A 25255-nucleotide genomic window follows, 5' to 3' on the forward strand; every position below is an offset into this window, starting at 1 on the left:
GTGGTCGATTGGTCCATATCGCCTTGCTTGAGGCGAACGCAGTGGCCGTCCTTGAGGTCGATGGCGGGAATGAGCAGCATGGTGGATTTACGGGAGAGAAAAGGGCCTTCACAGGTTGGGCCCGAACAGGATGAATCGGCTTTGTAACGGCAGAGCGGCACAAAGGCAAGCGCTCAGGGGTTCCAGTGCAAAAAGTTACGGTACAGCGCCAGGCCCTGGTCCGCACTTTTTTCCGGGTGGAATTGGGTGGCAAAAATATTGTCACGGGCGATGGCAGCGGCAAACGGGCCACCGTAATCGGCCTCGCCCGCGCAGTGGCGCGCGTCCTGTGGCCGGGCGTAGAAGCTGTGGACGAAGTAGAAATAGCTGTTGTCCGGCACCCCGGCCCAGACCGGGTGCACGGCGCCGCCGTGTGCCACCTGGCGCACGGTGTTCCAGCCCATTTGCGGCACCTTGTAGCGGCTGCCGTCGCTTTGCAGCTTGCCAGCGAGGTCGAATTTGAGCACCTCACCTGGGATCAGGCCCAGGCCGGGGGTATCGCCCTCGGCGCTGTGGTCGAGCAGCATTTGCATGCCCACGCAGACGCCAAACAATGGTTTGCTGGCAGCGACTTCCAGCACCGACTCGCGCAACCCCGAGGCCTGCAACTCGTGCATGCAGTCGGGCATGGCGCCCTGACCGGGCAGCACGATGCGGTGGGCCGCGCGCACTTCGTCAGGCTGGGCGGTGACGCGCACCGTCCAGCCCGAGCCCTGGGCAGCCGCCATCACGGCCTGTGCCACCGAGCGCAGATTGCCCATGCCGTAGTCCACGACCGCGACGATTTTTGCTTCTGTATTCATAGCTGGTTGCGCTTGCCTGGCAAGCGTTTGAGGCCGATTTGGCTTGAAATTAGAGCAAGCCCTTGGTCGAGGGAATGGTGCCCGCCGCGCGCGCATCACGCTCCACGGCAAAGCGCAGGGCGCGGGCAAAGGCCTTGAACGCGGTTTCGCACTGGTGGTGGGCGTTGACGCCGCGCAGGTTGTCAATGTGCAGCGTGGCGCCCGCGTGGTTGACAAAGCCCTGAAAGAACTCATGCGTCAGCTGCGTGTCGAAGGCGCCAATCATGCCGCTGGTGAACGGGATGTTCTGCACCAGGCCGGGGCGGCCCGAGAGATCGATCACCACGCGCGTCAGCGCCTCGTCCAGCGGCACATAGGCGTGGCCGTAGCGGCGCAGGCCCTTTTTGTCGCCCACGGCGCGGGCCACGGCCTGGCCGAAGGTGATGCCCACGTCCTCCACAGTGTGGTGGCCGTCGATGTGCAGGTCGCCATCAGCGTGTACTTCGAGGTCAATCAGGCCGTGGCGGGCGATTTGCTCCAGCATGTGGTCAAAAAAACCAATGCCCGTGTGCAGGCTGGACTGGCCCGTGCCGTCGAGATTGATGCGCACAGTGATGCGCGTCTCGGCGGTATTGCGGCTGACTTCAGCGATGCGGTCGGTGGAGGTGGAGGGGATCAGGGCAGAAGAGGTCATATCGAAGCCTGGAGCGCGTCCAGCATGCGCGCATTCTCGGAGTCACTGCCTACGGTCAGGCGCAGGCAGCGGGCCAGCAAGGGGTGCATTGTAGAAACGTTCTTGACGAGAACCTTGCGCTCGCGCATGCCAGCGAAGGTGCGGGCGGCGTCGGGCACGCGCACCAGCACCATGTTGGCCTCGCTGTCCCAGACGTGCTCCACGCCGGGCATGGCGCGCAGGGCGGCAATCAGGCGCGTGCGCTGGACGCGCAGCTCGGCGGCCTGGGCGGCAAACACGTCGGCATGCTCCAGGGCAAACAGAGCGGCCTCGCAGTTGAGCACGCTCACGTTGTAGGGTGGGCGCACCTTGTCGATCTCGCCCACCAGCGCAGCCGGGCCGATGAGATAACCCAGGCGCACCCCGGCCAGGCCGAACTTGGAGAGCGTGCGCATGAGCAGCACATGGCTGTTGCGCGCAGGCTCAGCGCGCATGGCGTCCAGCCAGGTGCGGCTGGCAAAGGGCTGGTAGGCCTCGTCTATGACGGCGATGCCACCCACTGCCGCCACGGCATCCACGATGCGCTGCACCACCGCCGCATCCCACAGCGTGGCCGTGGGGTTATTGGGGTAAGCGATGTAGGTGATGGCTGGGCGGTGCTGGGCGATGGCGGCCAGCATGGCGGCCTCATCCAGCGCAAAGTCGGGGGTGAGCGGCACGCCGACAAAATCCAGCCCCTGCAACTGTGCGCTCATGGCGTACATGACAAAGCCGGGCACCGGCGCCAGCACCACCGGGCGCTGGCCATCGGCACCGGGCGGCAGCGCGCAGGCCAGCGACACCAGGCTGATCAGCTCGTCAGAGCCGTTGCCCAGGATGAGCGCGCAGCCTTCGGGCAGGCCAACGTACTGCGCCAGCGCGGCGCGCAAATCGTCGTTGCGGGTGCCGGGGTAGCGGTTCAGCTCCAGGGCACCCAGGCGCTGGCCCAGCGCAGCCTGCAAATGCGGCGGCAGGCCGAAGGGGTTTTCCATGGCATCCATCTTCAGCAGGCCGTCGGCGCTTTGCACGGTGTAGGCGTGCATGGCGCGCACGTCGGGGCGGATGCGGTTCAGAGGGTTCAGCGGTGCGGTCATGTCAACGGTCTTTCAAGCGCATTTCAGCGGCCTGTGCGTGGGCTTGCAAGCCCTCGCCGTAGGCCAGGGTGGCGGCGATGGGGCCGAGTTTCTGCGCGCCCTGCGCGCTCACTTCGATGATGCTGCTGCGCTTCTGGAAGTCGTACACGCCCAGTGGCGAAGAAAAACGCGCCGTGCCGCTGGTGGGCAGCACGTGGTTGGGGCCCGCGCAGTAATCCCCCAGGGATTCGCTGGTGTAGGCACCCAGAAAAATGGCGCCCGCATGGCGCAGCAGCGGCTCCCAGCGGTGCGGCTCGTGGCTGGACACTTCCAGGTGCTCGGGAGCGATGCGGTTGCTGATGGCACAGGCCTCTTCCATGCTGCGCGTGTGGATCAGCGCGCCCCGGCCCGTGAGGCTCTTGGCGATGATCTCGGCGCGCGGCATGGTGGGCAGCAGGCGGTCGATGGCGGCCTGCACGGCATCGATGTAGGCGGCGTCGGGGCACAGGAGGATGGACTGCGCCAGCTCGTCGTGCTCGGCCTGGCTGAACAAATCCATGGCCACCCAGTCGGGGGGCGTGGTGCCGTCGGCCAGCACCAGAATCTCGCTCGGGCCGGCAATCATGTCGATGCCCACGGTGCCAAACACATGCTTTTTGGCGCTGGCCACATAAGCGTTGCCAGGGCCGGTGATTTTGTCCACCTTCGGCACCGTCTGCGTGCCATAGGCCAGCGCGGCCACGGCCTGTGCGCCGCCGATGGTGAAGGCGCGCGTCACACCCGCCACATAGGCGGCGGCCAGCACCAGCAGGTTCTTCTCGCCGCGTGGTATGGGCACCACCATGATGATCTCGGGCACCCCGGCCACGTGTGCGGGGATGGCATTCATCAGCACGCTGCTGGGGTAAGCGGCCTTGCCGCCGGGTACATAGATGCCCACGCGGTCGAGTGGCGTCACCTTCTGGCCCAGCAGACTGCCGTCTTCGTCACGGTAGCTCCAGCTCTCGCCGCAGGCTTTTTTCTGTGCCTCGTGGTAGCTGCGCACCCGCGCAGCCGCAGCTTGCAGTGCCTCGCGCTGGGCAGAGGGGATAGCGTCAAAAGCGGCTTTCAGCTCGGCCTGCGTCAACTCCAGGGCTTGCAGGGTGGGCACCTGCAAGTTATCAAAACGGGCGGTGTAGTCCAGCACAGCAGCATCGCCCTGCTTTCGCACATCGGCCAGGATGTCGGCCACGCGCTGCTCGATGGCTGCGTCCTGGTCGGCCGACCAATGCAGACGTGCCTGGAAGTCGGCTTCAAAACAGGCGCTGTCGGTGCGCAAACGGGCAGGCGTGGCTTTCATGGCTTTCTATCGCAGTAGGAAAAAGGCGGAGGCTTATTCGGAATCGGCAGACACTTCACGCGTCTTGCGGTTGTAGCGCAGGGTGATTTTGTTCAGCTCGCACAGATTGAAGCCTTCCCATTCGACTTCGGAATCATCGTCAGCGAACACCACCTGGATGTCCTGAACACAGTTTTTGGTATCACCAAACTTGAACTTGCGGGCCTGGCCGTTGAGCAACTGGTTGCTGCCCAGGCGGTCTTTGCCCCAGTTGTCTTTTTTCGTGGGCGAAATAAAGACCTCATTGATCGCATACCCGGTGCGGTTGACCAGGGTGAAATCCGCGTCTGCGGCGTGGGACATACCGCTCAGGGCCAAAAATCCCAGCAAAACTGCTTTCTTCAACATACGTGCCTTTGATCCATCGAAGGAATTGTTACGCGCAGATACCGTATCCGCGCGGGCGCGATTGTGTTCCTGCACCGGCACACTGGCAAGCACGCTGTGGGAGCGGGCACAGCAGATCAAGACGCAGCCGGAATGGCCGACGCAAACGCATCAATGATGCGACGCAGGGGGGCCATCTTGAGCTTGAGCGCGGCCTGGTTGACCACCAGGTGCGAACTGATGTCCATGATGCGCTCGACCTCCATCAGGTGGTTGGCCTTGAGCGTGTTGCCCGTGGAGACCAGATCGACAATGGCGTCGGCCATGCCCGTCAGGGGCGCCAGCTCCATGCTGCCGTAGAGCTTGATCAAATCAACGTGCACGCCCTTGCTGGCAAAAAACTCGCGGGCAATGGCGGTGTATTTGGTGGCCACCTTCAAACGCGAGCCCTTCTTGACCGCCTGGGCATAGTCAAAATCGGTGCGCACGGCCACGCTCACGCGGCATTTGGCAATCTGCAAATCCAGCGGCAGGTACAGGCCCGAGCGGGCCGCCCCGCCCCACTCGGCGCTGTGCTCGATCAGCGTGTCTTTGCCGCACACGCCCATGTCGGCGCCGCCGTACTGCACGTAGGTGGGCACATCGCTGGCGCGCACCAGCACCACGCGCACTTCAGGGCGGTTGGTGGGCAGGATGAGCTTGCGGGACTTTTCCGGGTCTTCCAGCACCTCGATGCCAGCGGCGGCCAGCAGCGGCATGATTTCATCGAAGATGCGGCCCTTGGACAGGGCCAGCGTGATGGTGGCAGCAGGTGGGGTGTGGCTCATCTAGATTCTTTCAATGTCGGCACCAATGCCGCGCAGCTTGGCTTCCATGCGGTCATAGCCCCGGTCGAGGTGGTAGATGCGATCGACCACGGTTTGGCCATCGGCCACCAGGGCCGCAATGACCAGACTGGCCGATGCGCGCAAATCGGTGGCCATCACGGCGGCGCCCGACAGGCCTGCGCCCGTACCGCCCAGCCCCTCGACCACGGCCACGCGGCCATCAACCTGGATGCGCGCGCCCAGCCGCAGCAGCTCGTTGACGTGCATGAAGCGGTTTTCAAAAATGGTTTCAGTGACCGCTGCCGTGCCCTGGGCCACGCAGTTCAGTGCCATGAACTGCGCCTGCATGTCGGTGGGGAAACCGGGGTATTCCGTGGTGCGAAAGCCCTGCGCCTTGAGCTGGCTGGCGCCTGCGCTGCGCACGCGGATGCCGCCGTCTTCGGCCTGCACATCGGCGCCCGCTTCGCGCAGCTTTTCCGTGACGGCGTCCAGGTGGTCGGCACGGGCATGGCGCAGGAACACATCGCCGCCCGTGGCCGCCACGGCGCACAAAAAGGTGCCCGCCTCAATGCGGTCGGCCACCACGGCGTGCTGGCAGCCGTGCAAGCGTTCCACGCCCTGGATGCGGATGCGGCTGGTGCCGTGGCCTTCGATGCGCGCGCCCATCTTGATGAGCATCTCGGCCAGGTCGGTGATTTCAGGCTCCTGGGCGGCGTTTTCCAGCACGGTTTCGCCCTCGGCCAGCGTGGCGGCCATGAGCAGGTTCTCGGTGCCAGTGACGGTGACCATGTCGGTGGTGATGCGCGCGCCCTTGAGCCGCGTCCAGCCCTCGGGCAGGCGGGCAATCATGTAGCCGTGCTCGACCACGATGTGCGCGCCCATGGCTTGCAGGCCCTTGATGTGCTGGTCTACCGGGCGCGAGCCAATCGCGCAGCCGCCGGGCAGCGACACCGTGGCCTCGCCAAAGCGCGCCAGCAGCGGCCCCAGCGCCAGCACCGAAGCGCGCATGGTCTTGACCAGGTCGTAGGGGGCCTCGGGGGTGGACAGCGCGCTGGCATCAATGCGCACGCTGCCGTCGTCTGCACGCTCAGCCGACACGCCCATGTTGCGAATGAGCTTGAGCATGGTGGCCACGTCTTGCAGGTGCGGCACGTTGGCCAGCAGCACCGGCTCGGGCGTCAGCAGGGCCGCGCACAGCTCGGGCAGGGCCGCATTTTTGGCGCCCGAGACGAGCACTTCGCCGTGCAGGGGCCTGCCACCGCGGATAAGGAGTTTGTCCATGGCTGAAAACCCGGAAATATCAAAAAAGAAAGAAATTGGCCTTCAAGGCTTGCGGGATGGGCGCTTACAGCTATTAAATTAATAGCAATTTAGCCACCCTGCGCGGGCCTCAGCCCTGCACTTGCACGGCCCACTCGGCTGGGGTGAAGGTTTTCATCGACAGGGCATGGACTTCGTCGGTCTGCATGCGGCTGCCCAGGGTGGCGTACACGCGCTGGTGGCGCGCGATGGCGCGCAGGCCCTCGAACGCGGGCGAGACGATGGTGGCATACCAGTGGCGGCCATCGCCTTCGACGGTGAGGTGGTCACAGGGCAGGCCCGCGCTGATGAGTTGCTGGAGTTGTTCGGCGTTCATGTCAAAAGCTCAGGGGAGGCGGTAAAAACACAGCAAAAGCGCTGGCAATGTTCAGGAGCGGATCTTGTAACCCGTGCGCAGCAGGTGCAGCGCCAGTGCACTGACGCACACCAGTGCCGTGCCGACGATGGCCAGACTCAGCCAGGGCGAGACATCGCTCTGGCCAAAAAAGCCGTAGCGAAAGCCGTCGATCATGTAGAAAAACGGGTTCAGGTGGCTCAGCGTCTGCCAGAACGAGGGCAGCGAGTTGATCGAATAGAACACGCCCGACAAAAACGTCATGGGCATGATGAGGAAGTTCTGGAAGGCGGCCATCTGGTCAAACTTGTCGGCCCACAGACCGGCAATCAGCCCCAGCGCGCCCAAGAGCGCCGCGCCCAGCAGGGCAAACACCACAATCCACAACGGCGCGGCAAATTCGGGCGTAGAAAAACCCAGCGTAACCAGAAACACGCCCAGCCCCACCACCAGCCCGCGCACCACCGAGGAGCCCACATAGGCCACAAACCAGGCCCAGTGCGACAGCGGCGTGAGCAGCAAAAACACCAGGTTGCCCATGATCTTGCTCTGCACCATGCTGGACGAGCTGTTGGCAAAGGCGTTTTGCAGCACGCTCATCATCACCAGCCCGGGCACCAGAAACGTGGCGTAGTCGATGCGGTCATAGACCTTGACGTGGTCTTGCATGACGTGGCCAAAAATCAGCAGGTACAGCGCCGCCGTGAGCACGGGAGCGGCAACGGTCTGGAAGCCCACCTTCCAGAAGCGCAGCACCTCTTTGTAAAACAGCATTTGCCAGCCGGTCATGCGCCGCGCCCTCCTGTGGCCGCAGCCATCACACCCAAAAACACGTCTTCCAGGTCAGCGCGGCGGATTTCCACGTCCTGCGCCTCTACACCGGCCTGGCGCAGCGCGGCCAGGTGCTGTTCGATTTCCTGCGTGTCGTGGGCCACCATCTGCACCACGCGCCCGGTAACGCGCGCCTGCGCGGCCAGCGCGGGCGGCAATACGCTGTCGGTTTTGAACACCAGCACGTTGCCTGAAGCGGCCTTGAGCAGCTCGGAGGTAGCGTCCAGCGCCACCACGCGGCCACTTTTGAGCATGGCGATGCGCCCGCACAGTGCCTCGGCCTCTTCCAGGTAATGGGTGGTCAGCAGCACCGTGTGGCCTTCTTTGTTCAGGCGGGCGATGAAGTGCCACAGCGTCTGGCGCAGCTCCACATCGACGCCTGCGGTGGGCTCGTCCAGCACGATGATGGGCGGCTTGTGTACCAGCGCCTGCGCCACCAGCACGCGCCGCTTCATGCCGCCCGAGAGCTGGCGCATGTTGGCGCCCGCCTTGTCGGCCAGGCCCAGGCTGTCGAGCAGTTCGTCGATCCAGTCGTCGTTGTGCTGCACGCCAAAGTAGCCGGACTGGAAACGCAGCGCCTCACGCACATTGAAGAACGGGTCGAACACCAGCTCTTGCGGCACGATGCCCAGCTTGCGCCGGGCGGCAGCGTAGTCGATTTGCACATCGCTGCCCTGTACCAGCACGCGGCCACTGGTGGCGCGCGTCAGGCCCGCCAAAATGCTGATGAGGGTGGTCTTGCCCGCACCGTTGGGGCCCAGCAGGCCGAAAAATTCGCCCTGCGCGATGTCCAGGCTCACATGGTCGAGCGCATGGAATGGGCCGTTGGGCGTTTGGTAGGTCTTGCAGACAGATTGGAAAGAGATAGCGGGCATGGAAGCGGGCCATTTTAGGGCCAGGGGAGCACGGGAGAGTCAGTCGGCGGCGGGCAGCAGGTCTTGCACGCCGTACAGCACGGCCATGCTGGCCAGCGCAGGCGCCAGGCCCTGCACGGCAAAGGTCTGGCCCCGCTCCAGCGCCGTGCGACGGCACTCCAGCAGCACAGCCAGCGCGGAGGTATCGAACTGGGTCAGCGCACGCGCATCGACCACAGCGCGGGCGCCGGGCGGCAGTGCCAGCACGCCCCGGCGCAGCACCTGCAGCACGGCGCGGGCCTGGCGGTGGGTGAGTTCAGCGGGCAGCACCAGCATGGCGGGGGGCGGCAAGGGCGCGTCAGCCCCGGCCTGCATTGGCTTTGTTGCGCGCGGCCAGGGTGCTGATCAGGCCGTCAATGCCTTTGGCGTTGATCTCCTGGGCAAACTGGCTGCGGTAGGTCTCGACCAGCCACACGCCCAGCACGTTGAGGTTGTAAATCTTCCAGCCTGCGCCCACGCCGGGGGTTTTTTCCAGGCGGTAGTCCAGCTGAATGGGGTCGCCACGGCCACGCACTTCGGTGCGCACCAGCACGTCTTTGTCCTCGGGCGCAGCGCGCAGCGGCTTGACGATGATGGTCTGGTCATTGACCTGGGCCAGCGCGCCCGCGTAGGTGCGCACCAGCAGGGTTTTGAACTCGTCTTGCAGGCGCTTTTGCTGCTCGGTGCTGGCCTGGCGCCAGCCCGGGCCCACGGCGGCGGCGGTCATGCGGCGAAAGTTCACGTTGGGCATGATGGTTTTGTCCACCAGCACAATGATTTTGTCGATATCGCCCGCCTTGATCGCCTTGTCCGCGCGCAGCGCATCCAGCACTTCGGTGGACAGGCGCTGCACCAGCACATCGGGTGCCTCATCAGCAGCGTGGGCGGGCAGCGCGGTGCCCATGCCCAGTGCCAGTGCAGCGGCCAGGGTGGCCGCCAGGCGGCCCAGAAAACGTCGGTTCATCGGTTCAGTCCTTGGATGGCGGGGCCAGTCACTGTGCGGGTTCGGGGGGCAGCATGCCGTCGCTGCGGCTGGCATCATCGTCGTCACGGACGGTGCCGTCACCGCTGCGGCCCGGCCCGGCAGCGCGCTGGCTGCGCACTTGCAGGAAGACATCGCGGGTAAAGCTGTATTTGTCCAGCGCAGCCGAATCCAGCACATCGCCAGCACGCAGCAGGTTGGAACGCACATCCACTGCGCGCAGCACGTACAGCGCGTTGCGCGAAGGAACATGCTCTACCTCTCGGACCAGGTTACCCCGGCTATCGACCGGCAGGGCCAGCGTGTCGCGCACCGTCGATGGCCCGAGGATGGGCAGCACCAGGTACGGGCCGGGCGGCACGCCCCAGTGCCCCAAGGTCAGGCCGAAGTCTTGTTTGTGGCGCTCAATACCCATCTCGCTGGCCACGTCCAGTACACCACCCAGGCCCAAGAACGTGTTGGTGCTGAAGCGGAAAAAGCTGGCCAGAGCCCCCTCGGCGCGCAGTTGCAGGGTGTTATTGACGAACGACCAGGCATCGCCCAGGTTGGCAAAAAAGTTGCTCACGCCAGTGCGCGCCATGGCGGGTACGGCCTGCTGGTAGGCGGTGGCCACGGGTTTGAGTACGGCGGCGTCCACGCCGTCGTTGAAGCGCGTCATGCTGCGGTTGTAGGGCTCCAGCGGATCGCGTGGATCGGCGTTGGGGCCACTGGCACAGCCTGCCAAGGCCAGGACGCACAACGCCAACGCGGGCGCCAGGCGGCGGCCCACCATGCGGTTACAGGCCGGGCCTGCGGGGAAGGAGTGGGTCATTTGGGTTTACCTGTGGCAGCCGGTTCAGCCTCGGCCGCCTTGCTAAAAAGAAACTGGCTGATCAGATTTTCCAGCACCACGGCAGATTGGGTGGCCGTGACCATATCGCCGTTGGCCAGGTTGGCTTCGTCGGCACCGGCCTCGATGCCGATGTACTGCTCGCCCAACAAGCCGCTGGTGAGAATTTTGAGCGAGCTGTCTTTGGGGAACACGTAACGCTCTTGCAACGCCAGCGTCACGCGGGCTTGGTAGGTTTTGTCATCAAACTCGATGGATTCGACGCGGCCCACCACCACCCCGGCGCTGCGCACTGCCGCCTGGGGCTTCAAGCCGCCAATGTTGTCAAAGCGCGCCGTGATGCGGTAGCCCGATTCAAAGTTCAGGTTCAGCAAATTGGCAGCCTGCAAAGCCAGAAACACCAGCGCCGCAGCGCCAATCAAGACAAACAGGCCCACCCAGACATCGTTCTTGGATTGCTGCATTGTGATTTTTCCTTGTGTCGCTGGCCGCTGCCAGCGTCAGATACTGAACATCAGGGCCGTGAGGACAAAGTCCAGCCCCAGCACTGCCAACGATGCCACCACCACGGTGCGCGTGGTGGCGCGCGACACGCCCTCGGGCGTGGGCCGGGCGGTGTAGCCCTGGAGCAGCGCCACAAACGTGACCGCAAAACCAAACACCACGCTCTTGATGACGCCATTGCCCACGTCGCTGAACACATCGACGCCGCCCTGCATCTGGCTCCAGAACGAGCCTGCATCGACGCCGATCAGGCCCACGGCCACGATCCAGCCGCCAATCACACCCACCGCATTGAACACCGCTGCCAACACCGGCATGGCGATCACGCCGCCCCAGAAGCGCGGCGCCAGAATGCGGCGCACCGGGTCCACGGCCATCATTTCCATGGCGCTGAGCTGCTCGCCCGCGCGCATCAGGCCGATCTCGGCGGTCAGCGCCGTGCCCGCGCGCCCGGCAAACAACAGCGCCGTGACCACCGGCCCCAGCTCGCGCAGCAGGCTCAGCGCCACCAGCTGGCCCAGGGCCTCGGTGGAGCCAAAATCCTGCAACGTATAAAAGCCCTGCAAGGCCAGCACAAAGCCGACGAACAGGCCCGACACGGCAATGATGGACAGCGAATAGTTGCCCAAAAAATGCACCTGGTCGCGCACCAGGCCGGGGCGGCGCAGCGCAGCGCCCAACAGCCACAGCAGCCGCACAAACAGCCGCGCACCCTGGCCCACATCGGCCAGTTTGCAACGCACCGCAAAACCCACGTCTGCCGGGCGATACCAGCTCATGGCCGCCCCCCGGGCGCAGGGCCAAAGTCTTGTGCCACGTCAGGGCCCGGGTAATGGAAGGGCACCGGCCCCGTGGGCAGCGCGTTGACAAACTGGTGCACCAGCGGGTCCGTGCTGTGGCGCACGGCCTCGGGCGTGCCCTGGGCCGCAATGGTGCCGGGCCCCAGAACGATCACATGGTCGGCCAGCGCAAACGTGGCGTCCACGTCGTGCGACACCAGAATGGTGGTCAGCCCCATGGCATCGTTGAGCTGGCGAATCAATTGCGCCGCCGTGCCCAGCGAGATCGGGTCCAGCCCGGCAAAGGGCTCGTCGTACATCACCAGCTCGGGGTCCAGGGCAATCGAGCGCGCCAGCGCCACGCGCCGGGCCATGCCGCCCGAGATTTGCCCCGGCATCAGGTCGCGCGCACCGCGCAGGCCCACGGCATGCAGCTTCATCAGCACGATGTCGCGCACCAGGGCCTCGGGCAGGTCGGTGTGCTCGCGCAGCGGAAACGCCACGTTGTCGAGCACGCTCATGTCGGTAAACAGCGCGCCAAACTGGAACAGCATGCCCATGCGCCGGCGCGCGGCATACAGCTGCGCCATGTCCATGCGGCCCACGTCCTGGCCATCGAACAGCACCTGACCCTGCTGCGCCCTGTGCTGGCCACCAATCAGGCGCAGCACGGTGGTTTTGCCCCCGCCCGAAGCGCCCATGATGGCCGTGACCTTGCCACGCGGCACCGCCAGCGACAGCCCACGCAGCACGGGCCTGTCGCCGTAGCTAAAGTGGACGTCGCGCAGCTCGACCAGCGCGCCAGAGGAAGTTGCAGGGGAGGATGAGGGCATGGTGGAATAGGCGGCAACGCTTGCCAGCAACCAGCAAAGGGGGAGCGCAACGCCAACCCGCAATGATATGGGGTAAACCATAACGATGAACCACCTGCACCACAGCGCCCCTACACCCGCTTATGGCATAGCACGCCAGACGGCAGGCCTGCACCTGATCGGTGACTTGCACGGCTGCCGGTGCGACCCGCGCCTGATGCTGGATGCCACCCATCTGCAAGATTTTTGCCAAGACCGTGTGGCCGCAGCGGGCCTGACCGCCGTGGGCAGCCTGTTCCACCGCTTTGGCGAGGGCGGCGGCGTGACCGGCGTGGTGGTGCTGGCCGAATCGCACCTGAGCATCCACACCTGGCCCGAGGCGGGCTACGTCACGCTGGACGTGTATGTGTGCAACTACTCGGCCAACAACCGCCCCAAGGCCGAACAGCTGTTTGCCGAGCTGCAAACCGCCTTTGCCCCAGCCCAGCCGCATCTGCACCGGGTAGAGCGCGGGTAATTCAAGCATCAAAACAGCCTCCAGCGCCCGTGTAACGGGCGCCAGCAGCTATCATTTTTGATCACCCAACAGCCACGCCATGGCGGCGGCGCATCAAAGCATGTGGTTGAGGAAGGCCCGCGTGCGCGCGTGCTGCGGGTTGGCAAAGAAGGCTTGCGCTGGCTGGGCCTCGATCAGCTCGCCCGCATCCATGAAGACCACGCTGCTGGCCACTTCGCGGGCAAAGCCCATTTCGTGCGTGACCACCAGCATGGTCATGTGCTCGTCGGCCAGCTGGCGCATGGTGCGCAGCACCTCGCCGGTCAGCTCGGGGTCGAGGGCCGAGGTGGGCTCGTCGAACAGCATGATGTCGGGCTCCATGGCCAGCGCGCGGGCGATGGCTACGCGCTGCTTTTGCCCGCCCGACAGGCGCGCCGGGTAGTTGTGGCGCTTGTCCAGCAGCCCCACCTTGGCCAGCAAAGCCTCGGCTTTGGGGGTGATGTCGGCGCTGGCCAGGCCCTTGACGCGCAGGGGCGCCTCGATCACGTTCTCCAGCACCGTCAGGTGCGGGAACAGATTGAAGTGCTGGAACACCATGCCCATCTTGCGGCAGATGCGGCGCACCTCGCGCTCGCTGGCGTAGTGGCAGTGGCCTTGGGCATCGGTCTGCGCCAGCACCTCGCCCTCGATGGCGATGCGGCCGCTGTCGATGGTTTCCAGATGGTTGAGGCAGCGCAAAAAGGTGCTTTTGCCCGAGCCCGAGGGGCCAATCACCGCCACCACCTCGCCCTGGCGCAGCGTGAGCGAGACGTTTTTCAGCACCGGCGTGGCGCCAAAGCGCTTGTGCAGGCCCTGCGCTTCGATCATGGGCGCGCTGGCATGGTCGCCAACGTCACTGGTCTTGTTTGGCATAGCGTTTCTCCAGGCGCTGGAAGCCCCAGGTCAGCACCAGGGTCATCAGCAGGTAAAAGGCTGCCGCCACGATGAACGGCGTGGTCGTGAAGTCGCGCTGCACGATGCCGCGCGCAGCGCGCAGCAGGTCGTTCAGGGCCAGCACGTAGATGAGCGAGGTGTCTTTGACCAGGGTGATGGTCTCGTTGCTCATGGGCGGCAGAATGCGCCGCACCATCTGCGGCAGCACGATGCGGCGCATGGTCTGGCCGTAGGTCATACCGAGCACCTTGGCGGCCTCGTACTGGCCCCGGTCAATCGACTGGATGCCCGCGCGGAAAATCTCGGCAAAGTAGGCCGCGTAGTTCAGCGCAAAGGCCAGCACTGCCGCCGGAAAATCGGGCAGGCGCACGCCAATCACCGGCACAAACGGCAGCGCAAAGTAGATGAACAGCATTTGCAGCATCAGCGGCGTGCCGCGCATGAGCCAGATGTAGCCGTTCACGGCGGCGCTCAGCGCTGCCCAGCGCGAGGTGCGCGCCAGCGCCAGCACCAGCCCCAGGGGCACGGCCAGCGCCAGCGTGATGAAGAAAAGCTTGAGGGTAACGGTGGCGCCTTGCCACAGCGGCCCCAGCATGGAAAGCGCGTAGTCCATGGGTAGTGGCAATCAAAAAATGCAAAACACCGGCTGGCCGCAGCGAAGCGGTCACGCCGGTGTGCTCAACAGGTTGCGCAGGTTATTTGATGATGTTCTTGCCAAACCACTGCGTGGCGATCTTGGCAGCGGTGCCGTCTTGCTTCATGTCGGTCAGGGCTTTATCGAGCTTGCCCAGCAGGTCGGCGTCGCCCTTGCGCACACCCACGCCGTAGTCTTCGGTGCCGAAGTGCTCGTCCAGAACAATGTAATCGGCGGGCTTTTTGGCCACGTAGTAGCGGCCCACCACTTCATCGACCACCACGGCTTCGAGGCGGCCTGTGGACAAGTCCATCAGCGCGGTCACGTTGTCGCCAAAGGTCTTGAATTCCTTGAAGGTGCCAAAAACCGGGGCGTCTTTTTTCACGGCATCCACGGCGCTGGAGCCCTCTTGGGCGCCCACCACCTTGCCTGCCAGATCGGCCTTGGTCTTGATGGGGGAGCTGGCGGCCACCACGATGATCTGGTGGTTTTCCATGTAGGGCGCGGTGAAGTCGATGTTCTTCTTGCGCTCTTCGGTGATGGTCAGGCCGTTCCAGAGCACATCGACGCGCTTGCCAGACAGTTCCGCCTCTTTGGCGCTCCAGTCGATGGGCTTGAACTCCACCTCCACGCCCAGCCGCTTGCTGGCTTCGCGGGCCATGTCGATGTCAAAGCCGATCAGCTCGTTCTTCTCGTCCCGAAAGCCCATGGGCGGGAAGTTGTCGTCCAGGCCCACCACGATTTTGGTGATGGCGACAGGTGCGGGTGCAGGCGCCGCCGCCTGGGGTGCAGGCTCTTGCTTGCCGCAGCCCGCCAGCACAGCGCCCAAGGACAAGAGCAAAACAACGGTGCGTTTTTTCATGGGGAAGTTTCCAGAATCACAAAGAAGGGGCGTATTGTCCCCGACCGCGCGCCAGTGGCGACAGCGCAACCCTGCGCCCGGCCAAAATGCTACTAAAAAAATAGCTGCTTGCGCCCACCTGGCGGGCGTTAGCAGCTATTTTGATCATGAACCCAGGCCGGCACCCATGGCCGTGCCCGGCGCAGGCTTTAACGCGGCAGTTCGGAGCTGCCCATCAGGAACTGGTCGATGGCGCGCGCGGCCTGGCGGCCTTCGCGAATGGCCCACACCACCAGCGACTGGCCCCGGCGCATGTCACCAGCGGCAAACACCTTGGCCACATTGGTGGCGTAGCCGCCCTCGTCGGTGCTGGCGCGGGCGTTGCCCCGGGCGTCTTTGTCCACACCAAACGCATCCAGCACCGGCGCTACGGGGCTGACAAAGCCCATGGCCAGCAGCACCAGGTCGGCTTGCAAGGTTTGCTCGGAGCCGGGCACCTCGGTCATCTTGCCGCCTTCCCATTGCAGGCGCACGGTTTTGACGCCCACCACGCGGCCCTTGTTCTTGCCCGTGCCCGCGATGAACTCTTTGGTGGCAATGGCGAACTCGCGGGTGCAGCCCTCGTCGTGGCTGGAGCTGGTGCGCAGCTTGATGGGCCAGTACGGCCAGGTCAGCGGGCGGTCTTCCACTTCGGGCGGCTGGGGCATCAGCTCAAACTGCGTGACGCTGGCGGCGCCGTGGCGGTTGCTGGTGCCCACGCAGTCGCTGCCGGTGTCACCGCCGCCAATGACGATGACGTGCTTGCCATCGGCGCGCAGCTGGCTCTTGAGCTTGTCGCCCGCGTTGACCTTGTTTTGCTGCGGCAGAAACTCCATCGCAAAGTGAACGCCGTCCAGGTCGCGCCCCGGCACGGGCAGGTCGCGCGATTGCTCGGCGCCGCCCGACAGCAGCACGGCATCGAACTCGGCGCTGAGCTGCTCGGGGGAGACGGTTTCCTTGGCCCAGTTGGTGACCTTGGAGTTGGCGCCCAGGCCATCCTTGGCCGCCACCAGCACGCCGGTGCGAAAGACCACGCCCTCGGCCTGCATCTGCGCCACGCGGCGGTCGATGTGCGACTTTTCCATCTTGAAGTCGGGGATGCCGTAGCGCAGCAGGCCGCCCACGCGGTCGTTCTTCTCGAACACGGTCACGCTGTGACCGGCGCGCGCCAGTTGCTGGGCTGCGGCCAAGCCTGCGGGGCCGGCGCCCACCACGGCCACTTTTTTGCCCGTCTGCTGGGCGGCAGGCTGGGGTTGCACCCAGTCGTTTTCCCAGGCCTTGTCGATGATGGCGTGCTCGATGCTCTTGATGCCCACGGCGTCGTCGTTGACGTTGAGCACGCAGGCGGCCTCGCAAGGCGCGGGGCAGATGCGGCCCGTGAACTCGGGGAAGTTGTTGGTCGAGCTGAGCACGGTGAACGCGCTCTTCCAGTCGCTCTGGTACACCAGATCGTTGAAGTCCGGAATGATGTTGTTGACCGGGCAACCGTTGTTGCAAAACGGCGTGCCGCAGTCCATGCAGCGCGCGGCCTGCACTTTGGCCTGCGCGCCATCGAGGCCGATGACGAATTCGCGGTAGTGCTTGAGGCGCTCGGGCACAGACTTGTAGCCCTCTTCGAGGCGCCCGTATTCCATGAAGCCGGTGGTTTTTCCCATGGTATTTCTCTCGTGGATTGGTGTGCGGTAACTGCGCGGCGGGCCTGATCGGGCCTTACCGGACGGCCTTCGCTTCTTTTTTGATAGCTACTACCGCAGGTGTGCTGGGCTCTTCAAGCAGTTTTTGCTCATGAATCTCAGACAACGCACGTTTGTACTCGGTCGGGAAGACCTTGACGAACTTGGCGCGCGAAGCGGCCCAGTGGTCCAGCAGCTCGCGGGCGCGCTTGCTGCCCGTCCAGCGGTTGTGGTCTTCGAGCAGCTTTTTCAGCTGCGCCTCGTCGGTCTGGCCCCGGTGCCAGATGGCGCGCGGCACGGTGGCCTCTTGCTCATCGGCGGGCAGGATGCGCTCCAACTTGACCATGGACATGTTGCAGCGGGTTTCAAACAGGCCGTCTTCGTCATAGACGTAGGCCACGCCGCCGCTCATGCCTGCCGCAAAGTTGCGGCCCGTGGCACCCAGCACCACGGCGGTGCCGCCGGTCATGTACTCGCAGCCATGGTCGCCGGTGCCTTCCACCACTGCCGTGGCACCCGACAGGCGCACGGCAAAGCGCTCACCGGCCACGCCGCTGAAGAAAGCCTCGCCGCTGGTGGCGCCGTACATCACGGTGTTGCCCACGATGGTGTTGCGCACGGCCTCGCCCCGGAAGTCCAGGCTGGGGCGCACCACGATGCGGCCACCCGACAGGCCCTTGCCGGTGTAGTCGTTGGCATCGCCAATCAGGCTCAGCGTGATGCCGTTGCACAGGAATGCGCCAAACGACTGCCCGCCCGTGCCTTCGAACTGGATACGGATGGTGTCATCGGGCAGGCCATCGGGGTGGGCGCGGGTGACAGCGCCCGAGAGCATGGCGCCCACGGTGCGGTTGACGTTGCGCGCCACTTCCATGATCTGCACGCGCTCGCCCTTTTCAATGGCGGGCTGGCAGCGCTCGATGAGCTTGCGGTCGAGGGTGTGACCCAGGTTGTGGTCTTGCTCTTCGACGTGGAAGCGTGGCACTTCAGGGCCCACGGGCACCTGGGCAAACAGGCGGCCAAAGTCCAGGCCGCTGGCCTTCCAATGCTGGATGCCAGCGCGCATGTCGAGCAGGTCGGTGCGGCCCACCAGATCGTCAAACTTGCGGATACCCAGCTGGGCCATGATGTGGCGCACTTCTTCGGCCACAAAGAAGAAGTAGTTGACGACATGCTCGGGCTTGCCCGAGAACTTCTGGCGCAGCACCGGGTCTTGCGTGGCCACACCCACCGGGCAGGTATTGAGGTGGCACTTGCGCATCATGATGCAGCCCTCGACCACCAGCGGCGCGGTGGCAAAGCCGAACTCGTCGGCACCCAGCAGCGCGCCAATGGCCACGTCGCGGCCAGTCTTCATCTGGCCGTCGGCCTGCACGCGGATGCGGCCACGCAGGCGGTTCAAGACCAGCGTTTGCTGGGTTTCGGCCAGACCGATTTCCCAGGGGCCGCCGCAGTGCTTGATGGACGACCAGGGCGAAGCGCCCGTGCCGCCGTCGTGCCCGGCGATCACCACGTGGTCGCTCTTGCACTTGGCCACGCCCGCAGCAATCGTGCCCACGCCCACTTCCGACACCAGCTTGACGCTGATGCCTGCGTGCGGCGCCACGTTTTTCAGGTCGTGGATGAGCTGGGCCAGGTCTTCAATGGAGTAGATGTCGTGGTGCGGCGGTGGCGAAATCAGGCCCACGCCAGGCACGCTGTGGCGCAGCTTGCCGATGTAGTTGGACACCTTGCCGCCGGGCAGCTGGCCGCCCTCGCCGGGCTTGGCGCCCTGGGCCATCTTGATCTGGATCTGGTCGGCGCTGGAGAGGTATTCCGCCGTGACGCCAAAGCGCCCCGAGGCCACCTGCTTGATTTTGGAGCGCAGCGAGTCGCCATCTTGCAGCGGCATATCGACTTCGACGTTGGCCGCGCCAATCACGCTCTTGAGCGTGTCGCCCTGCTTGATCGGAATGCCTTTGAGCTCGTTGCGGTAGCGCGCTGCGTCTTCGCCGCCCTCGCCGGTGTTGCTCTTGCCGCCAATGCGGTTCATGGCCACGGCCAGCGTGGCGTGGGCTTCGGTGGAAATCGAACCCAGCGACATGGCGCCGGTGGCAAAGCGCTTGACGATCTCTTTGGCTGGCTCGACTTCTTCCAGCGCGATCGCTTTGGCCGGGTCGATCTTGAACTCGAACAGGCCGCGCAGCGTCATGTGGCGACGGCTTTGGTCGTTGACCAGCTGGGCGTATTCCTTGTACGTGTTCCAGTTGTTGGCGCGGGTGCTGTGTTGCAGCTTGGCGATGGTGTCGGGCGTCCACATGTGCTCTTCGCCACGGGCGCGCCAGGCGTACTCGCCGCCGGTGTCCAGCATGGTGGCCAGCACGGGGTCGTTGCTGAAGGCCGCCTTGTGCATGCGGATGGCCTCGTCGGCAATCTCGAACACGCCAATGCCACCCACGCGGCTGGCCGTGCCAGTGAAATACTGCTCAATGGTGCTGGTGTTGATGCCGATGGCTTCAAACAACTGCGCGCCGCAGTAGCTCATGTACGTGCTCACGCCCATCTTGGACATGATCTTGGACAGGCCCTTGCCAATGGCCTTGACGTAGTTGTAGATGGCCTTGTCTGCCGACAGGTCGCCCGACAGGTCTTTGTGCATGTCGGCCAGGGTTTCCATGGCCAGGTAGGGGTGGACGGCCTCGGCGCCGTAACCGGCCAGCACGGCAAAGTGGTGGACTTCACGGGCCGTGCCGGTTTCCACCACCAGACCGGCGGTGGTGCGCAGGCCGCCACGCACCAGGTGCTGGTGGATGCTGGACAGCGCCAGCAGCGCCGGAATGGCCACCTGCGTGCTGCTCACAGCGCGGTCGCTGATGATGAGGATGTTGGCGCCGCCCTTGATGGCATCGACCGCCTGCGCGCACAGCGAGGCCAGCTTGGCTTCCACGCCCTCTTTGCCCCAGGCCAGCGGGTAGGTGATGTCGATGGTGACGCTCTTGAACTTGCCCTGGGTGTGCTGCTCAATGCCGCGCAGCTTGGCCATGTCGGCAAAGTTCAGCACCGGCTGGCTCACTTCCAGGCGCATGGGCGGGTTGACCTGGTTGATGTCCAGCAGGTTGGGCTTGGGGCCGATGAAGCTGTGCAGCGACATCACGATGGCCTCGCGGATCGGGTCGATGGGCGGGTTGGTCACCTGCGCAAACAGCTGCTTGAAGTAGTTGTACAGCGGCTTGTTCTTGTCGGAGAGGACGGCCAGCGGGCTGTCGTTGCCCATGGAGCCAATGGCTTCTTCGCCATTTTTGGCCATGGGGGCCATCAGGAACTTGATGTCTTCCTGGGTGTAGCCAAAGGCCTGCTGGCGGTCCAGCAGCGCCAGGCCGTCGGCGTGGTCGAGGGCGGCAGCGGGGGCAGCAGGGATGCTGTCGAGCTTGACGCGCAGGTTTTCGATCCACTGCTTGTAGGGCTTGGTGTTGACGATGTTGGCCTTCAACTCGTCGTCGTTGATCATGCGGCCCTGTTCCAGGTCGATGAGCAGCATCTTGCCCGGCTGCAGGCGCCATTTGCGCACGATGCGGTTTTCGGGCACAGGCAGCACGCCCGACTCGGACGCCAGGATGACCAGGTCGTCATCGGTCACGCAGTAGCGCGAGGGGCGCAGGCCGTTGCGGTCGAGGGTGGCGCCAATCTGGCGGCCATCGGTAAAGACGATGGAGGCCGGGCCGTCCCAGGGCTCCAGCATGGGGGCGTGGTACTCGTAGAAGGCGCGGCGGCGCTCGTCCATGGACTCGTGCTGCTCCCAGGGCTCGGGAATCATCATCATCACGGCCTGGCTGATGGGGTAGCCGGCCATGGTCAGCAGTTCCAGGCAGTTGTCGAACGTGGCGGTGTCGGACTGGTCGGCAAAGCTGATGGGGTAGAGCTTTTGCAGGTCGGGGCCGAGCACCGGGGACGCCATCACGCCTTCGCGGGCGCGCATCCAGTTGTAGTTGCCCTTGACGGTGTTGATCTCGCCGTTGTGCGCCACGTAGCGGTACGGGTGGGCCAGCGGCCATTCGGGGAAGGTGTTGGTGGAGAAGCGCTGGTGCACCAGGCCGATGGCCGAGACGCAGCGCTCGTCTTGCAGGTCAAGGTAGTACTTGCCCACCTGATCGGCCAGCAGCAGGCCCTTGTAGACCACTGTGCGGCTGCTCATGCTGGGCACGTAATACTCTTTGCTGTGCTGCAACTTCAGGGCCTGGATGGCGGCGCTGGCGGTTTTGCGGATGACGTAGAGCTTGCGTTCCAGCGCGTCCTGCACGATGACGTCGTTGCCCCGGCCAATGAAAATCTGGCGCAGCAGCGGCTCTTTTTCGCGCACGGTGGGCGACATGGGCATGTCGCGGTTGACGGGCACATCGCGCCAGCCCAGCAGCACCTGGCCTTCGGCCTTGATGGCGCGCTCCATCTCCTGCTCGCAGGCCAGGCGGCTGGCGTGCTCCTTGGGCAGGAAGATCATGCCGACGCCGTATTCGCCCGCAGCGGGCAGGGTCACGCCCTGGCGGGCCATTTCTTCGCGGTAGAGCTGGTCAGGAATCTGGATCAGCAGACCGGCGCCGTCACCCATCAGCGGGTCGGCACCGACGGCACCACGGTGGTCGATGTTTTCGAGGATTTTGAGCGCCTGGGTCACGATGTCGTGCCGCTTGACGCCCTTGATGTGGGCGACAAACCCAAGGCCGCAGGCATCGTGCTCCTGGGCCGATGAATACAAACCGTGTTGTTGCAGGTGCTGGATTTCGGCTGCCGTGGTCATGGCGCATTCCTCATTGTTTTCGCAGGGACGCCTAGCGTAGTGCATTGCAGCAAATCCACGCAAGCACTTTAATTGGGGTCAGATTCCAATTAAATAACCTATTTATTTCAGATTTATTATTTGGGGACAAATCAAAAACAATAGCTATTAGCGCATGTACAGATTGGCCTGGAGCCAGTTTTAGTCTGATTTTTTTGGCGTACCTACCGGCCTACCAGGCCGTGCTGGGCGCAATCGGCGGGCGGATTTTTTTTGCAATTCGTCCACAAATTGCGCATCGCCCAGCGCCCAGCCGTGCAAGGTGGCGTCGGTCAGGGCGGTTTGCTGCGCGGTGGCGATGCCGGTATCGAGCAGCGCAGCGTAAGCCGCCTCGCGGGCAAAGGGCGTATTGCCCAGCGCCCAATACAGCATGTGCGGCGTGATGAGCGCATCCTGGCGCAGGCCCAGCGCGCAGGCAGCGCCCGACCAGGGCCAGTCTTGCGCCTGCGCCACCATGCCCGCGCGCACCGGATTCAGGTCGATATAGGCCATGCAGGCCAGCAGGTAGCGCTCGGACTGGATCAGCGTGGCCCGGTAGCGCCCTTCCCACAGCGTGCCGGTGCGGCCATGGCGGTGGTTGAAGCTGCGCACGTAGCTGCGCCCCACGGCCTGCATCATCAGCGGCAGTGCCTCGGTGGTGGTCGGCGTGGCCAGCAGGTGGAAGTGGTTGTCCATCAGCACATAGGCGTGGACGGCCACGCCGAACTTGCGCGCGCTCTCGGCCAGCAGCGCGTGCATGGCCGTGAAATCCTGCTCGTCCAGAAAAATCGCCTGGCGGTTGTTACCGCGCTGGATGATGTGGTGCGGGTAGCCGGGCACCGTGAGGCGGGGAAGGCGGGCCATGGGGTGGGGGGATACAAAGTGGCGTTGGAGGGGGCAGTGTAATGAGAAAATGGGGGTCAGATTCCAATTAAGTTCTGTGCCCCACCAGGGCGGCCCTTTCTTTTTTGATAACGAAAACCGGCTCTAACGCCCGCACAGCAAGCGCCAGCAGCTATCAAATTGGATGCACCCCACCAGCTCAGTGGGCAGCTGCCAGCTTGCCACGCAGCCGCGCCAGCCGCTGCCAGGCGGCGTCCACCTGCTCGGTGGTCAGTTCGCCACGGGCGATGGCCTCGCGCACCAGGGTGGCAGCGTGCTGGCCCATGTCGTAGCGCGGCACAAAGCCGGGGGCGTTTTTGGCAGCGCCGGGGTTGTTGGAAAACACCAGCACATCGTTGCCTGCCACGATGGCGCGCACCACCGATTCGCGCAGGCTGTGGTGCTGCTGGATGGCGCCCATGTGCAGGTCGTCGGTGACGACCACGCCGTCAAAGCCGTCGCGCGTGCGCAATTGCGGGCCAATGAACTTCTCCGACAGCGTGACCGGCCAGTCGGGATCGACGTTGCGGTTGACCAGGTGCGCGGTCATGATGGCGTCGGCCATGCCACCGGCCACCAGCTGCTGGAAGGGCCACTGCTCTATGGGCTGCGCGGTGCGGGTGATATCGACCAGCCCGAGGTGGCTGTCGCTGGCGGCCAGGCCGTGGCCGGGGTAGTGCTTGAGGGCGGTGAGCACGCCCGCCTCGCGGTGGGCCAGGATAAATTGGCTGGCGTACAGCACCACGCGCGCCGGATCATCGGAGAAGCTGCGTTTGAGTTGGCCGATGACCGGCGAGACGGCGCGGTGCTCGGGGTCGAGCGGGTCGCCGCGCAAATCCACCACCGGGCCAAAGTTGAAGTTGAAGCCCGCGCCCGCCACCATCTGCGCCATGGTGCGGTAGGTGGCACGGGCCTGGTCGGGGGTTTGCGTGGCGGCCACTTCTTCGTGCGAAGGGGTGTCGGCAAAGCCATTGGAGGCGCGCAGGCGCTGCACCAGCCCGCCCTCTTGGTCCAGCGCGATCAAGAGCGGCAGCTCCAGCGGGTTGGCCTGCTGCAAGGCCCCCGTGAGGGCGCGCACCTGGGTGGGGTCGGTGATGTTGTAGCGGTACAGGATCACACCGCCGAGCTGGCCTGCGCGCACCTGCGCCAGCGCCTGTTGCACGCCGGGCGCGTCGGCGCTGGTGCCGTCCACGCCCATCATCACCATCTGGCCCACTTTCTGCTCCAGCGTCAGTTGCTGCGATGGCGGGGCATCGCTGCCGCCGCAAGCGGCCAGCAGTGCCAGCACGGCACTGGCGCCAGCGACTTTTATCCAGTGGCGCGGACGGGGGTGCAACGGGGTGCGGGGTGGGGTGGGGTGCATGCAGATCTCCTGGCAACCACGGATCGTGGCGGCGCATGCTAACGGCAGGGCCGGATTTTCTCCAGCCCTGTGTGCGCACGGGTCAGGATGCGGCGGGCAAATCCACCAGCGCCAACCCAAAGCGCGCGCCCAGCGCCTGCTCCAGACCAAACTCTTGCAGGATGGCGCGCAGGCGTTCTTGTGCGCTGCGTTTTTTCTGACCGGTGTACTGGGCGATGATCAGCTCGTTTTTCATGCTGTGCTCCCAGCCGACCAGCTCCGTCACCGTGACCTGGTAGCCGCTGGCCTCCAGGTGCAGACAGCGCAACACGTTGGTGATCTGGCTGCCCATCTCGCGCGTGTGCAGCGGGTGGCGCCACAGCTCGGCCAGCGGCGTGCGCGCCAGTTGCAGCGCTTTGCCTTGGCGCAGGCAGGCAGCTACTTCAGCCTGGCAGCAGGGCACCAGCACCATGGCGCGGGCACGCTTTTGCAGACCAAAGGCAATGGCATCGTCGGTGGCGGTGTCGCAGGCGTGCAGGGCTGTGACCATGTCGATGCGCTCGGGCAGCTCGGCGGCGTCGGCACTGTCGGCCACCGACAGGTTGAGGAACGACATGCGCTCAAACCCCAGCTCCTGGGCCAGCTGGCGGGACTTTTCCACCAACTCGGCGCGCCACTCGATGCCGTAGATGTGGCCCCGCCCCAGCGCCTTGAAATACAGGTCGTACAGGATGAAGCCCAAGTACGACTTGCCCGCGCCGTGGTCGGCCAGCGTGGGCGCGTGGCCGTCTTGCGACAGCGTTTGCAGCAGCGGCTCCATGAACTGGAACAGGTGGTACACCTGCTTGAGCTTGCGCCGCGAGTCCTGGTTGAGCTTGCCCTCGCGCGTGAGGATGTGCAGCGCCTTGAGCAGCTCCACCGACTGGCCAGGGCGCAGCTCGGCCAGCAGCGCGGCGTCGGGCGCCGTGCGGGCGCTGGCCGGGACAGGTTTGCGGCTCACGCGCCCTCCTCCGTGGGTTTGGGGTGGTGCGGGCAGCGCGCGCCCACGTCCAGCGCCTGCCAGCCCGCCGCGCCCAGCTCACGCAGCACTTCCATGTTGCGCTCGTAGATCATTTCTGCCTCGGGAAAGGCCTCGACGGCGGCATCCAGACTCTCTTCGCGGATCAGATGCAGCGTGGGGTACGGCGCGCGGTTGGTGGCGTTG

Annotated in this window: 27 protein-coding genes; 1 reads left to right on the top strand and 26 read right to left on the bottom strand. The window is 64.9% G+C overall.

Annotated features, from left to right (window positions below; genetic code table 11):
• The 17 genes from PHX69_RS03810 to PHX69_RS03890 form a co-directional block, all read right to left on the bottom strand.
• The coding region (locus PHX69_RS03810) for a HisA/HisF-related TIM barrel protein (protein WP_288042452.1) at positions 1-80 on the bottom strand (80 nt) is incomplete at its 3' end.
• A gap of 93 nt (positions 81-173) precedes the next feature.
• Positions 174-842 carry an imidazole glycerol phosphate synthase subunit HisH gene (hisH, locus tag PHX69_RS03815; RefSeq protein ID WP_288042434.1) on the bottom strand — a complete coding sequence of 223 codons (669 nt, stop codon included), beginning with the start codon at positions 840-842 and terminating at the stop codon, positions 174-176.
• A gap of 49 nt (positions 843-891) precedes the next feature.
• The gene (gene hisB / locus PHX69_RS03820; protein ID WP_119014017.1) at positions 892-1515 is read right to left on the bottom strand and encodes an imidazoleglycerol-phosphate dehydratase HisB; all 624 of its coding nucleotides are present in this window, start codon (positions 1513-1515) and stop codon (positions 892-894) included.
• Positions 1512-2627: a pyridoxal phosphate-dependent aminotransferase gene (locus tag PHX69_RS03825; protein WP_288042435.1), complete on the bottom strand. Its 1116-nt coding sequence runs from the start codon at positions 2625-2627 to the stop codon at positions 1512-1514. The genes hisB and PHX69_RS03825 overlap by 4 nt, the downstream gene beginning before the upstream one ends.
• Position 2628: 1 nt before the next feature.
• Positions 2629-3945 carry a histidinol dehydrogenase gene (gene hisD, locus PHX69_RS03830; RefSeq protein WP_288042436.1) on the bottom strand — a complete coding sequence of 439 codons (1317 nt, stop codon included), beginning with the start codon at positions 3943-3945 and terminating at the stop codon, positions 2629-2631.
• A 33-nt stretch (positions 3946-3978) separates the two neighbouring features.
• Positions 3979-4425: a hypothetical protein gene (locus PHX69_RS03835; RefSeq protein ID WP_288042437.1), complete on the bottom strand. Its 447-nt coding sequence runs from the start codon at positions 4423-4425 to the stop codon at positions 3979-3981.
• A 23-nt stretch (positions 4426-4448) separates the two neighbouring features.
• Entirely contained in the window at positions 4449-5138 is a 690-nt protein-coding gene (hisG, locus tag PHX69_RS03840) for an ATP phosphoribosyltransferase (protein ID WP_119014021.1), read from the bottom strand.
• Complete coding sequence (murA, locus tag PHX69_RS03845; protein WP_288042438.1) at positions 5139-6419, bottom strand: UDP-N-acetylglucosamine 1-carboxyvinyltransferase; 1281 nt, start codon at positions 6417-6419, stop codon at positions 5139-5141.
• 109 nt (positions 6420-6528) lie between these two features.
• Complete coding sequence (locus PHX69_RS03850; RefSeq protein ID WP_119014023.1) at positions 6529-6774, bottom strand: BolA family protein; 246 nt, start codon at positions 6772-6774, stop codon at positions 6529-6531.
• A gap of 51 nt (positions 6775-6825) precedes the next feature.
• The gene (locus PHX69_RS03855; protein WP_119014024.1) at positions 6826-7581 is read right to left on the bottom strand and encodes an ABC transporter permease; all 756 of its coding nucleotides are present in this window, start codon (positions 7579-7581) and stop codon (positions 6826-6828) included.
• Positions 7578-8498, bottom strand: coding sequence for an ABC transporter ATP-binding protein (locus tag PHX69_RS03860; protein WP_119014025.1), 921 nt, complete (start codon positions 8496-8498; stop codon positions 7578-7580). The genes PHX69_RS03855 and PHX69_RS03860 overlap by 4 nt, the downstream gene beginning before the upstream one ends.
• Before the next feature lie 39 nt (positions 8499-8537).
• Positions 8538-8813: an STAS domain-containing protein gene (locus PHX69_RS03865; RefSeq protein WP_288042439.1), complete on the bottom strand. Its 276-nt coding sequence runs from the start codon at positions 8811-8813 to the stop codon at positions 8538-8540.
• A gap of 22 nt (positions 8814-8835) precedes the next feature.
• A complete protein-coding gene (locus PHX69_RS03870) occupies positions 8836-9480 on the bottom strand; it encodes an MlaC/ttg2D family ABC transporter substrate-binding protein (RefSeq protein ID WP_119014026.1) in 645 nt (214 codons plus the stop codon).
• A 28-nt stretch (positions 9481-9508) separates the two neighbouring features.
• Positions 9509-10309 carry an MlaA family lipoprotein gene (locus tag PHX69_RS03875; protein ID WP_502958467.1) on the bottom strand — a complete coding sequence of 267 codons (801 nt, stop codon included), beginning with the start codon at positions 10307-10309 and terminating at the stop codon, positions 9509-9511.
• Positions 10306-10791: an outer membrane lipid asymmetry maintenance protein MlaD gene (gene mlaD, locus PHX69_RS03880; RefSeq protein WP_288042440.1), complete on the bottom strand. Its 486-nt coding sequence runs from the start codon at positions 10789-10791 to the stop codon at positions 10306-10308. Before mlaD ends, PHX69_RS03875 begins: the two co-directional genes overlap by 4 nt.
• 36 nt (positions 10792-10827) lie before the next feature.
• A complete protein-coding gene (gene mlaE, locus PHX69_RS03885) occupies positions 10828-11610 on the bottom strand; it encodes a lipid asymmetry maintenance ABC transporter permease subunit MlaE (protein ID WP_119014029.1) in 783 nt (260 codons plus the stop codon).
• A complete protein-coding gene (locus tag PHX69_RS03890) occupies positions 11607-12443 on the bottom strand; it encodes an ABC transporter ATP-binding protein (RefSeq protein WP_288042441.1) in 837 nt (278 codons plus the stop codon). The genes mlaE and PHX69_RS03890 overlap by 4 nt, the downstream gene beginning before the upstream one ends.
• Positions 12444-12528: 85 nt before the next feature.
• On the opposite strand from PHX69_RS03890, the gene speD reads away from it, so the two are divergent.
• On the top strand, positions 12529-12939 hold the full coding sequence (gene speD, locus PHX69_RS03895) for an adenosylmethionine decarboxylase (protein ID WP_288042443.1): 411 nt from the start codon (positions 12529-12531) through the stop codon (positions 12937-12939).
• 93 nt (positions 12940-13032) lie between these two features.
• Here the strand turns inward: speD and PHX69_RS03900 are convergent, their stop codons facing one another.
• The 9 genes from PHX69_RS03900 to PHX69_RS03940 form a co-directional block, all read right to left on the bottom strand.
• Positions 13033-13830: an amino acid ABC transporter ATP-binding protein gene (locus PHX69_RS03900; RefSeq protein ID WP_288042444.1), complete on the bottom strand. Its 798-nt coding sequence runs from the start codon at positions 13828-13830 to the stop codon at positions 13033-13035.
• On the bottom strand, positions 13811-14464 hold the full coding sequence (locus PHX69_RS03905; protein ID WP_119014032.1) for an amino acid ABC transporter permease: 654 nt from the start codon (positions 14462-14464) through the stop codon (positions 13811-13813). Before PHX69_RS03905 ends, PHX69_RS03900 begins: the two co-directional genes overlap by 20 nt.
• A gap of 82 nt (positions 14465-14546) precedes the next feature.
• Positions 14547-15347, bottom strand: coding sequence for an amino acid ABC transporter substrate-binding protein (locus PHX69_RS03910; RefSeq protein ID WP_119014033.1), 801 nt, complete (start codon positions 15345-15347; stop codon positions 14547-14549).
• Between the two features lie 188 nt (positions 15348-15535).
• A complete protein-coding gene (locus PHX69_RS03915) occupies positions 15536-17020 on the bottom strand; it encodes a glutamate synthase subunit beta (RefSeq protein WP_288042445.1) in 1485 nt (494 codons plus the stop codon).
• Positions 17021-17075: 55 nt separating this feature from the next.
• Complete coding sequence (locus PHX69_RS03920; protein WP_288042446.1) at positions 17076-21809, bottom strand: glutamate synthase-related protein; 4734 nt, start codon at positions 21807-21809, stop codon at positions 17076-17078.
• Positions 21810-21989: 180 nt separating this feature from the next.
• Positions 21990-22691 carry an REP-associated tyrosine transposase gene (locus PHX69_RS03925; RefSeq protein WP_288042447.1) on the bottom strand — a complete coding sequence of 234 codons (702 nt, stop codon included), beginning with the start codon at positions 22689-22691 and terminating at the stop codon, positions 21990-21992.
• A 178-nt stretch (positions 22692-22869) separates the two neighbouring features.
• Entirely contained in the window at positions 22870-24072 is a 1203-nt protein-coding gene (locus PHX69_RS03930) for a glycoside hydrolase family 3 N-terminal domain-containing protein (protein WP_288042448.1), read from the bottom strand.
• 82 nt (positions 24073-24154) lie between these two features.
• Positions 24155-25051 carry a class I SAM-dependent methyltransferase gene (locus PHX69_RS03935; protein WP_288042449.1) on the bottom strand — a complete coding sequence of 299 codons (897 nt, stop codon included), beginning with the start codon at positions 25049-25051 and terminating at the stop codon, positions 24155-24157.
• Positions 25048-25255, bottom strand: a 208-nt coding sequence (locus tag PHX69_RS03940; RefSeq protein ID WP_288042450.1) for a DUF1415 family protein, incomplete at its 5' end; no start/stop codon positions are given. The genes PHX69_RS03935 and PHX69_RS03940, both read right to left, overlap by 4 nt.

This window comes from Simplicispira sp., assembly GCF_028687295.1.
GTDB lineage: Bacteria > Pseudomonadota > Gammaproteobacteria > Burkholderiales > Burkholderiaceae_C > Simplicispira > Simplicispira metamorpha.

Excerpts from the sequence above, each read along its gene's own strand:
- PHX69_RS03825 (WP_288042435.1), bottom strand. The coding sequence starts at position 2,627 with ATGACCGCACCGCTGAACCCTCTGAACCGCATCCGCCCCGACGTGCGC.
- PHX69_RS03860 (WP_119014025.1), bottom strand. The coding sequence starts at position 8,498 with ATGCCCGCTATCTCTTTCCAATCTGTCTGCAAGACCTACCAAACGCCC.
- PHX69_RS03910 (WP_119014033.1), bottom strand. The coding sequence starts at position 15,347 with ATGAAAAAACGCACCGTTGTTTTGCTCTTGTCCTTGGGCGCTGTGCTG.
- hisH (WP_288042434.1), bottom strand. The coding sequence starts at position 842 with ATGAATACAGAAGCAAAAATCGTCGCGGTCGTGGACTACGGCATGGGC.
- PHX69_RS03920 (WP_288042446.1), bottom strand. The coding sequence starts at position 21,809 with ATGACCACGGCAGCCGAAATCCAGCACCTGCAACAACACGGTTTGTAT.
- hisB (WP_119014017.1), bottom strand. The coding sequence starts at position 1,515 with ATGACCTCTTCTGCCCTGATCCCCTCCACCTCCACCGACCGCATCGCT.
- murA (WP_288042438.1), bottom strand. The coding sequence starts at position 6,419 with ATGGACAAACTCCTTATCCGCGGTGGCAGGCCCCTGCACGGCGAAGTG.
- PHX69_RS03855 (WP_119014024.1), bottom strand. The coding sequence starts at position 7,581 with ATGACCGGCTGGCAAATGCTGTTTTACAAAGAGGTGCTGCGCTTCTGG.
- PHX69_RS03865 (WP_288042439.1), bottom strand. The coding sequence starts at position 8,813 with ATGCTGGTGCTGCCCGCTGAACTCACCCACCGCCAGGCCCGCGCCGTG.
- PHX69_RS03930 (WP_288042448.1), bottom strand. The coding sequence starts at position 24,072 with ATGCACCCCACCCCACCCCGCACCCCGTTGCACCCCCGTCCGCGCCAC.
- PHX69_RS03905 (WP_119014032.1), bottom strand. The coding sequence starts at position 14,464 with ATGGACTACGCGCTTTCCATGCTGGGGCCGCTGTGGCAAGGCGCCACC.
- PHX69_RS03850 (WP_119014023.1), bottom strand. The coding sequence starts at position 6,774 with ATGAACGCCGAACAACTCCAGCAACTCATCAGCGCGGGCCTGCCCTGT.
- PHX69_RS03870 (WP_119014026.1), bottom strand. The coding sequence starts at position 9,480 with ATGAACCGACGTTTTCTGGGCCGCCTGGCGGCCACCCTGGCCGCTGCA.
- PHX69_RS03915 (WP_288042445.1), bottom strand. The coding sequence starts at position 17,020 with ATGGGAAAAACCACCGGCTTCATGGAATACGGGCGCCTCGAAGAGGGC.
- PHX69_RS03900 (WP_288042444.1), bottom strand. The coding sequence starts at position 13,830 with ATGCCAAACAAGACCAGTGACGTTGGCGACCATGCCAGCGCGCCCATG.
- hisD (WP_288042436.1), bottom strand. The coding sequence starts at position 3,945 with ATGAAAGCCACGCCTGCCCGTTTGCGCACCGACAGCGCCTGTTTTGAA.
- PHX69_RS03875 (WP_502958467.1), bottom strand. The coding sequence starts at position 10,309 with ATGACCCACTCCTTCCCCGCAGGCCCGGCCTGTAACCGCATGGTGGGC.
- speD (WP_288042443.1), top strand. The coding sequence starts at position 12,529 with ATGAACCACCTGCACCACAGCGCCCCTACACCCGCTTATGGCATAGCA.
- PHX69_RS03890 (WP_288042441.1), bottom strand. The coding sequence starts at position 12,443 with ATGCCCTCATCCTCCCCTGCAACTTCCTCTGGCGCGCTGGTCGAGCTG.
- mlaE (WP_119014029.1), bottom strand. The coding sequence starts at position 11,610 with ATGAGCTGGTATCGCCCGGCAGACGTGGGTTTTGCGGTGCGTTGCAAA.
- mlaD (WP_288042440.1), bottom strand. The coding sequence starts at position 10,791 with ATGCAGCAATCCAAGAACGATGTCTGGGTGGGCCTGTTTGTCTTGATT.
- PHX69_RS03925 (WP_288042447.1), bottom strand. The coding sequence starts at position 22,691 with ATGGCCCGCCTTCCCCGCCTCACGGTGCCCGGCTACCCGCACCACATC.
- hisG (WP_119014021.1), bottom strand. The coding sequence starts at position 5,138 with ATGAGCCACACCCCACCTGCTGCCACCATCACGCTGGCCCTGTCCAAG.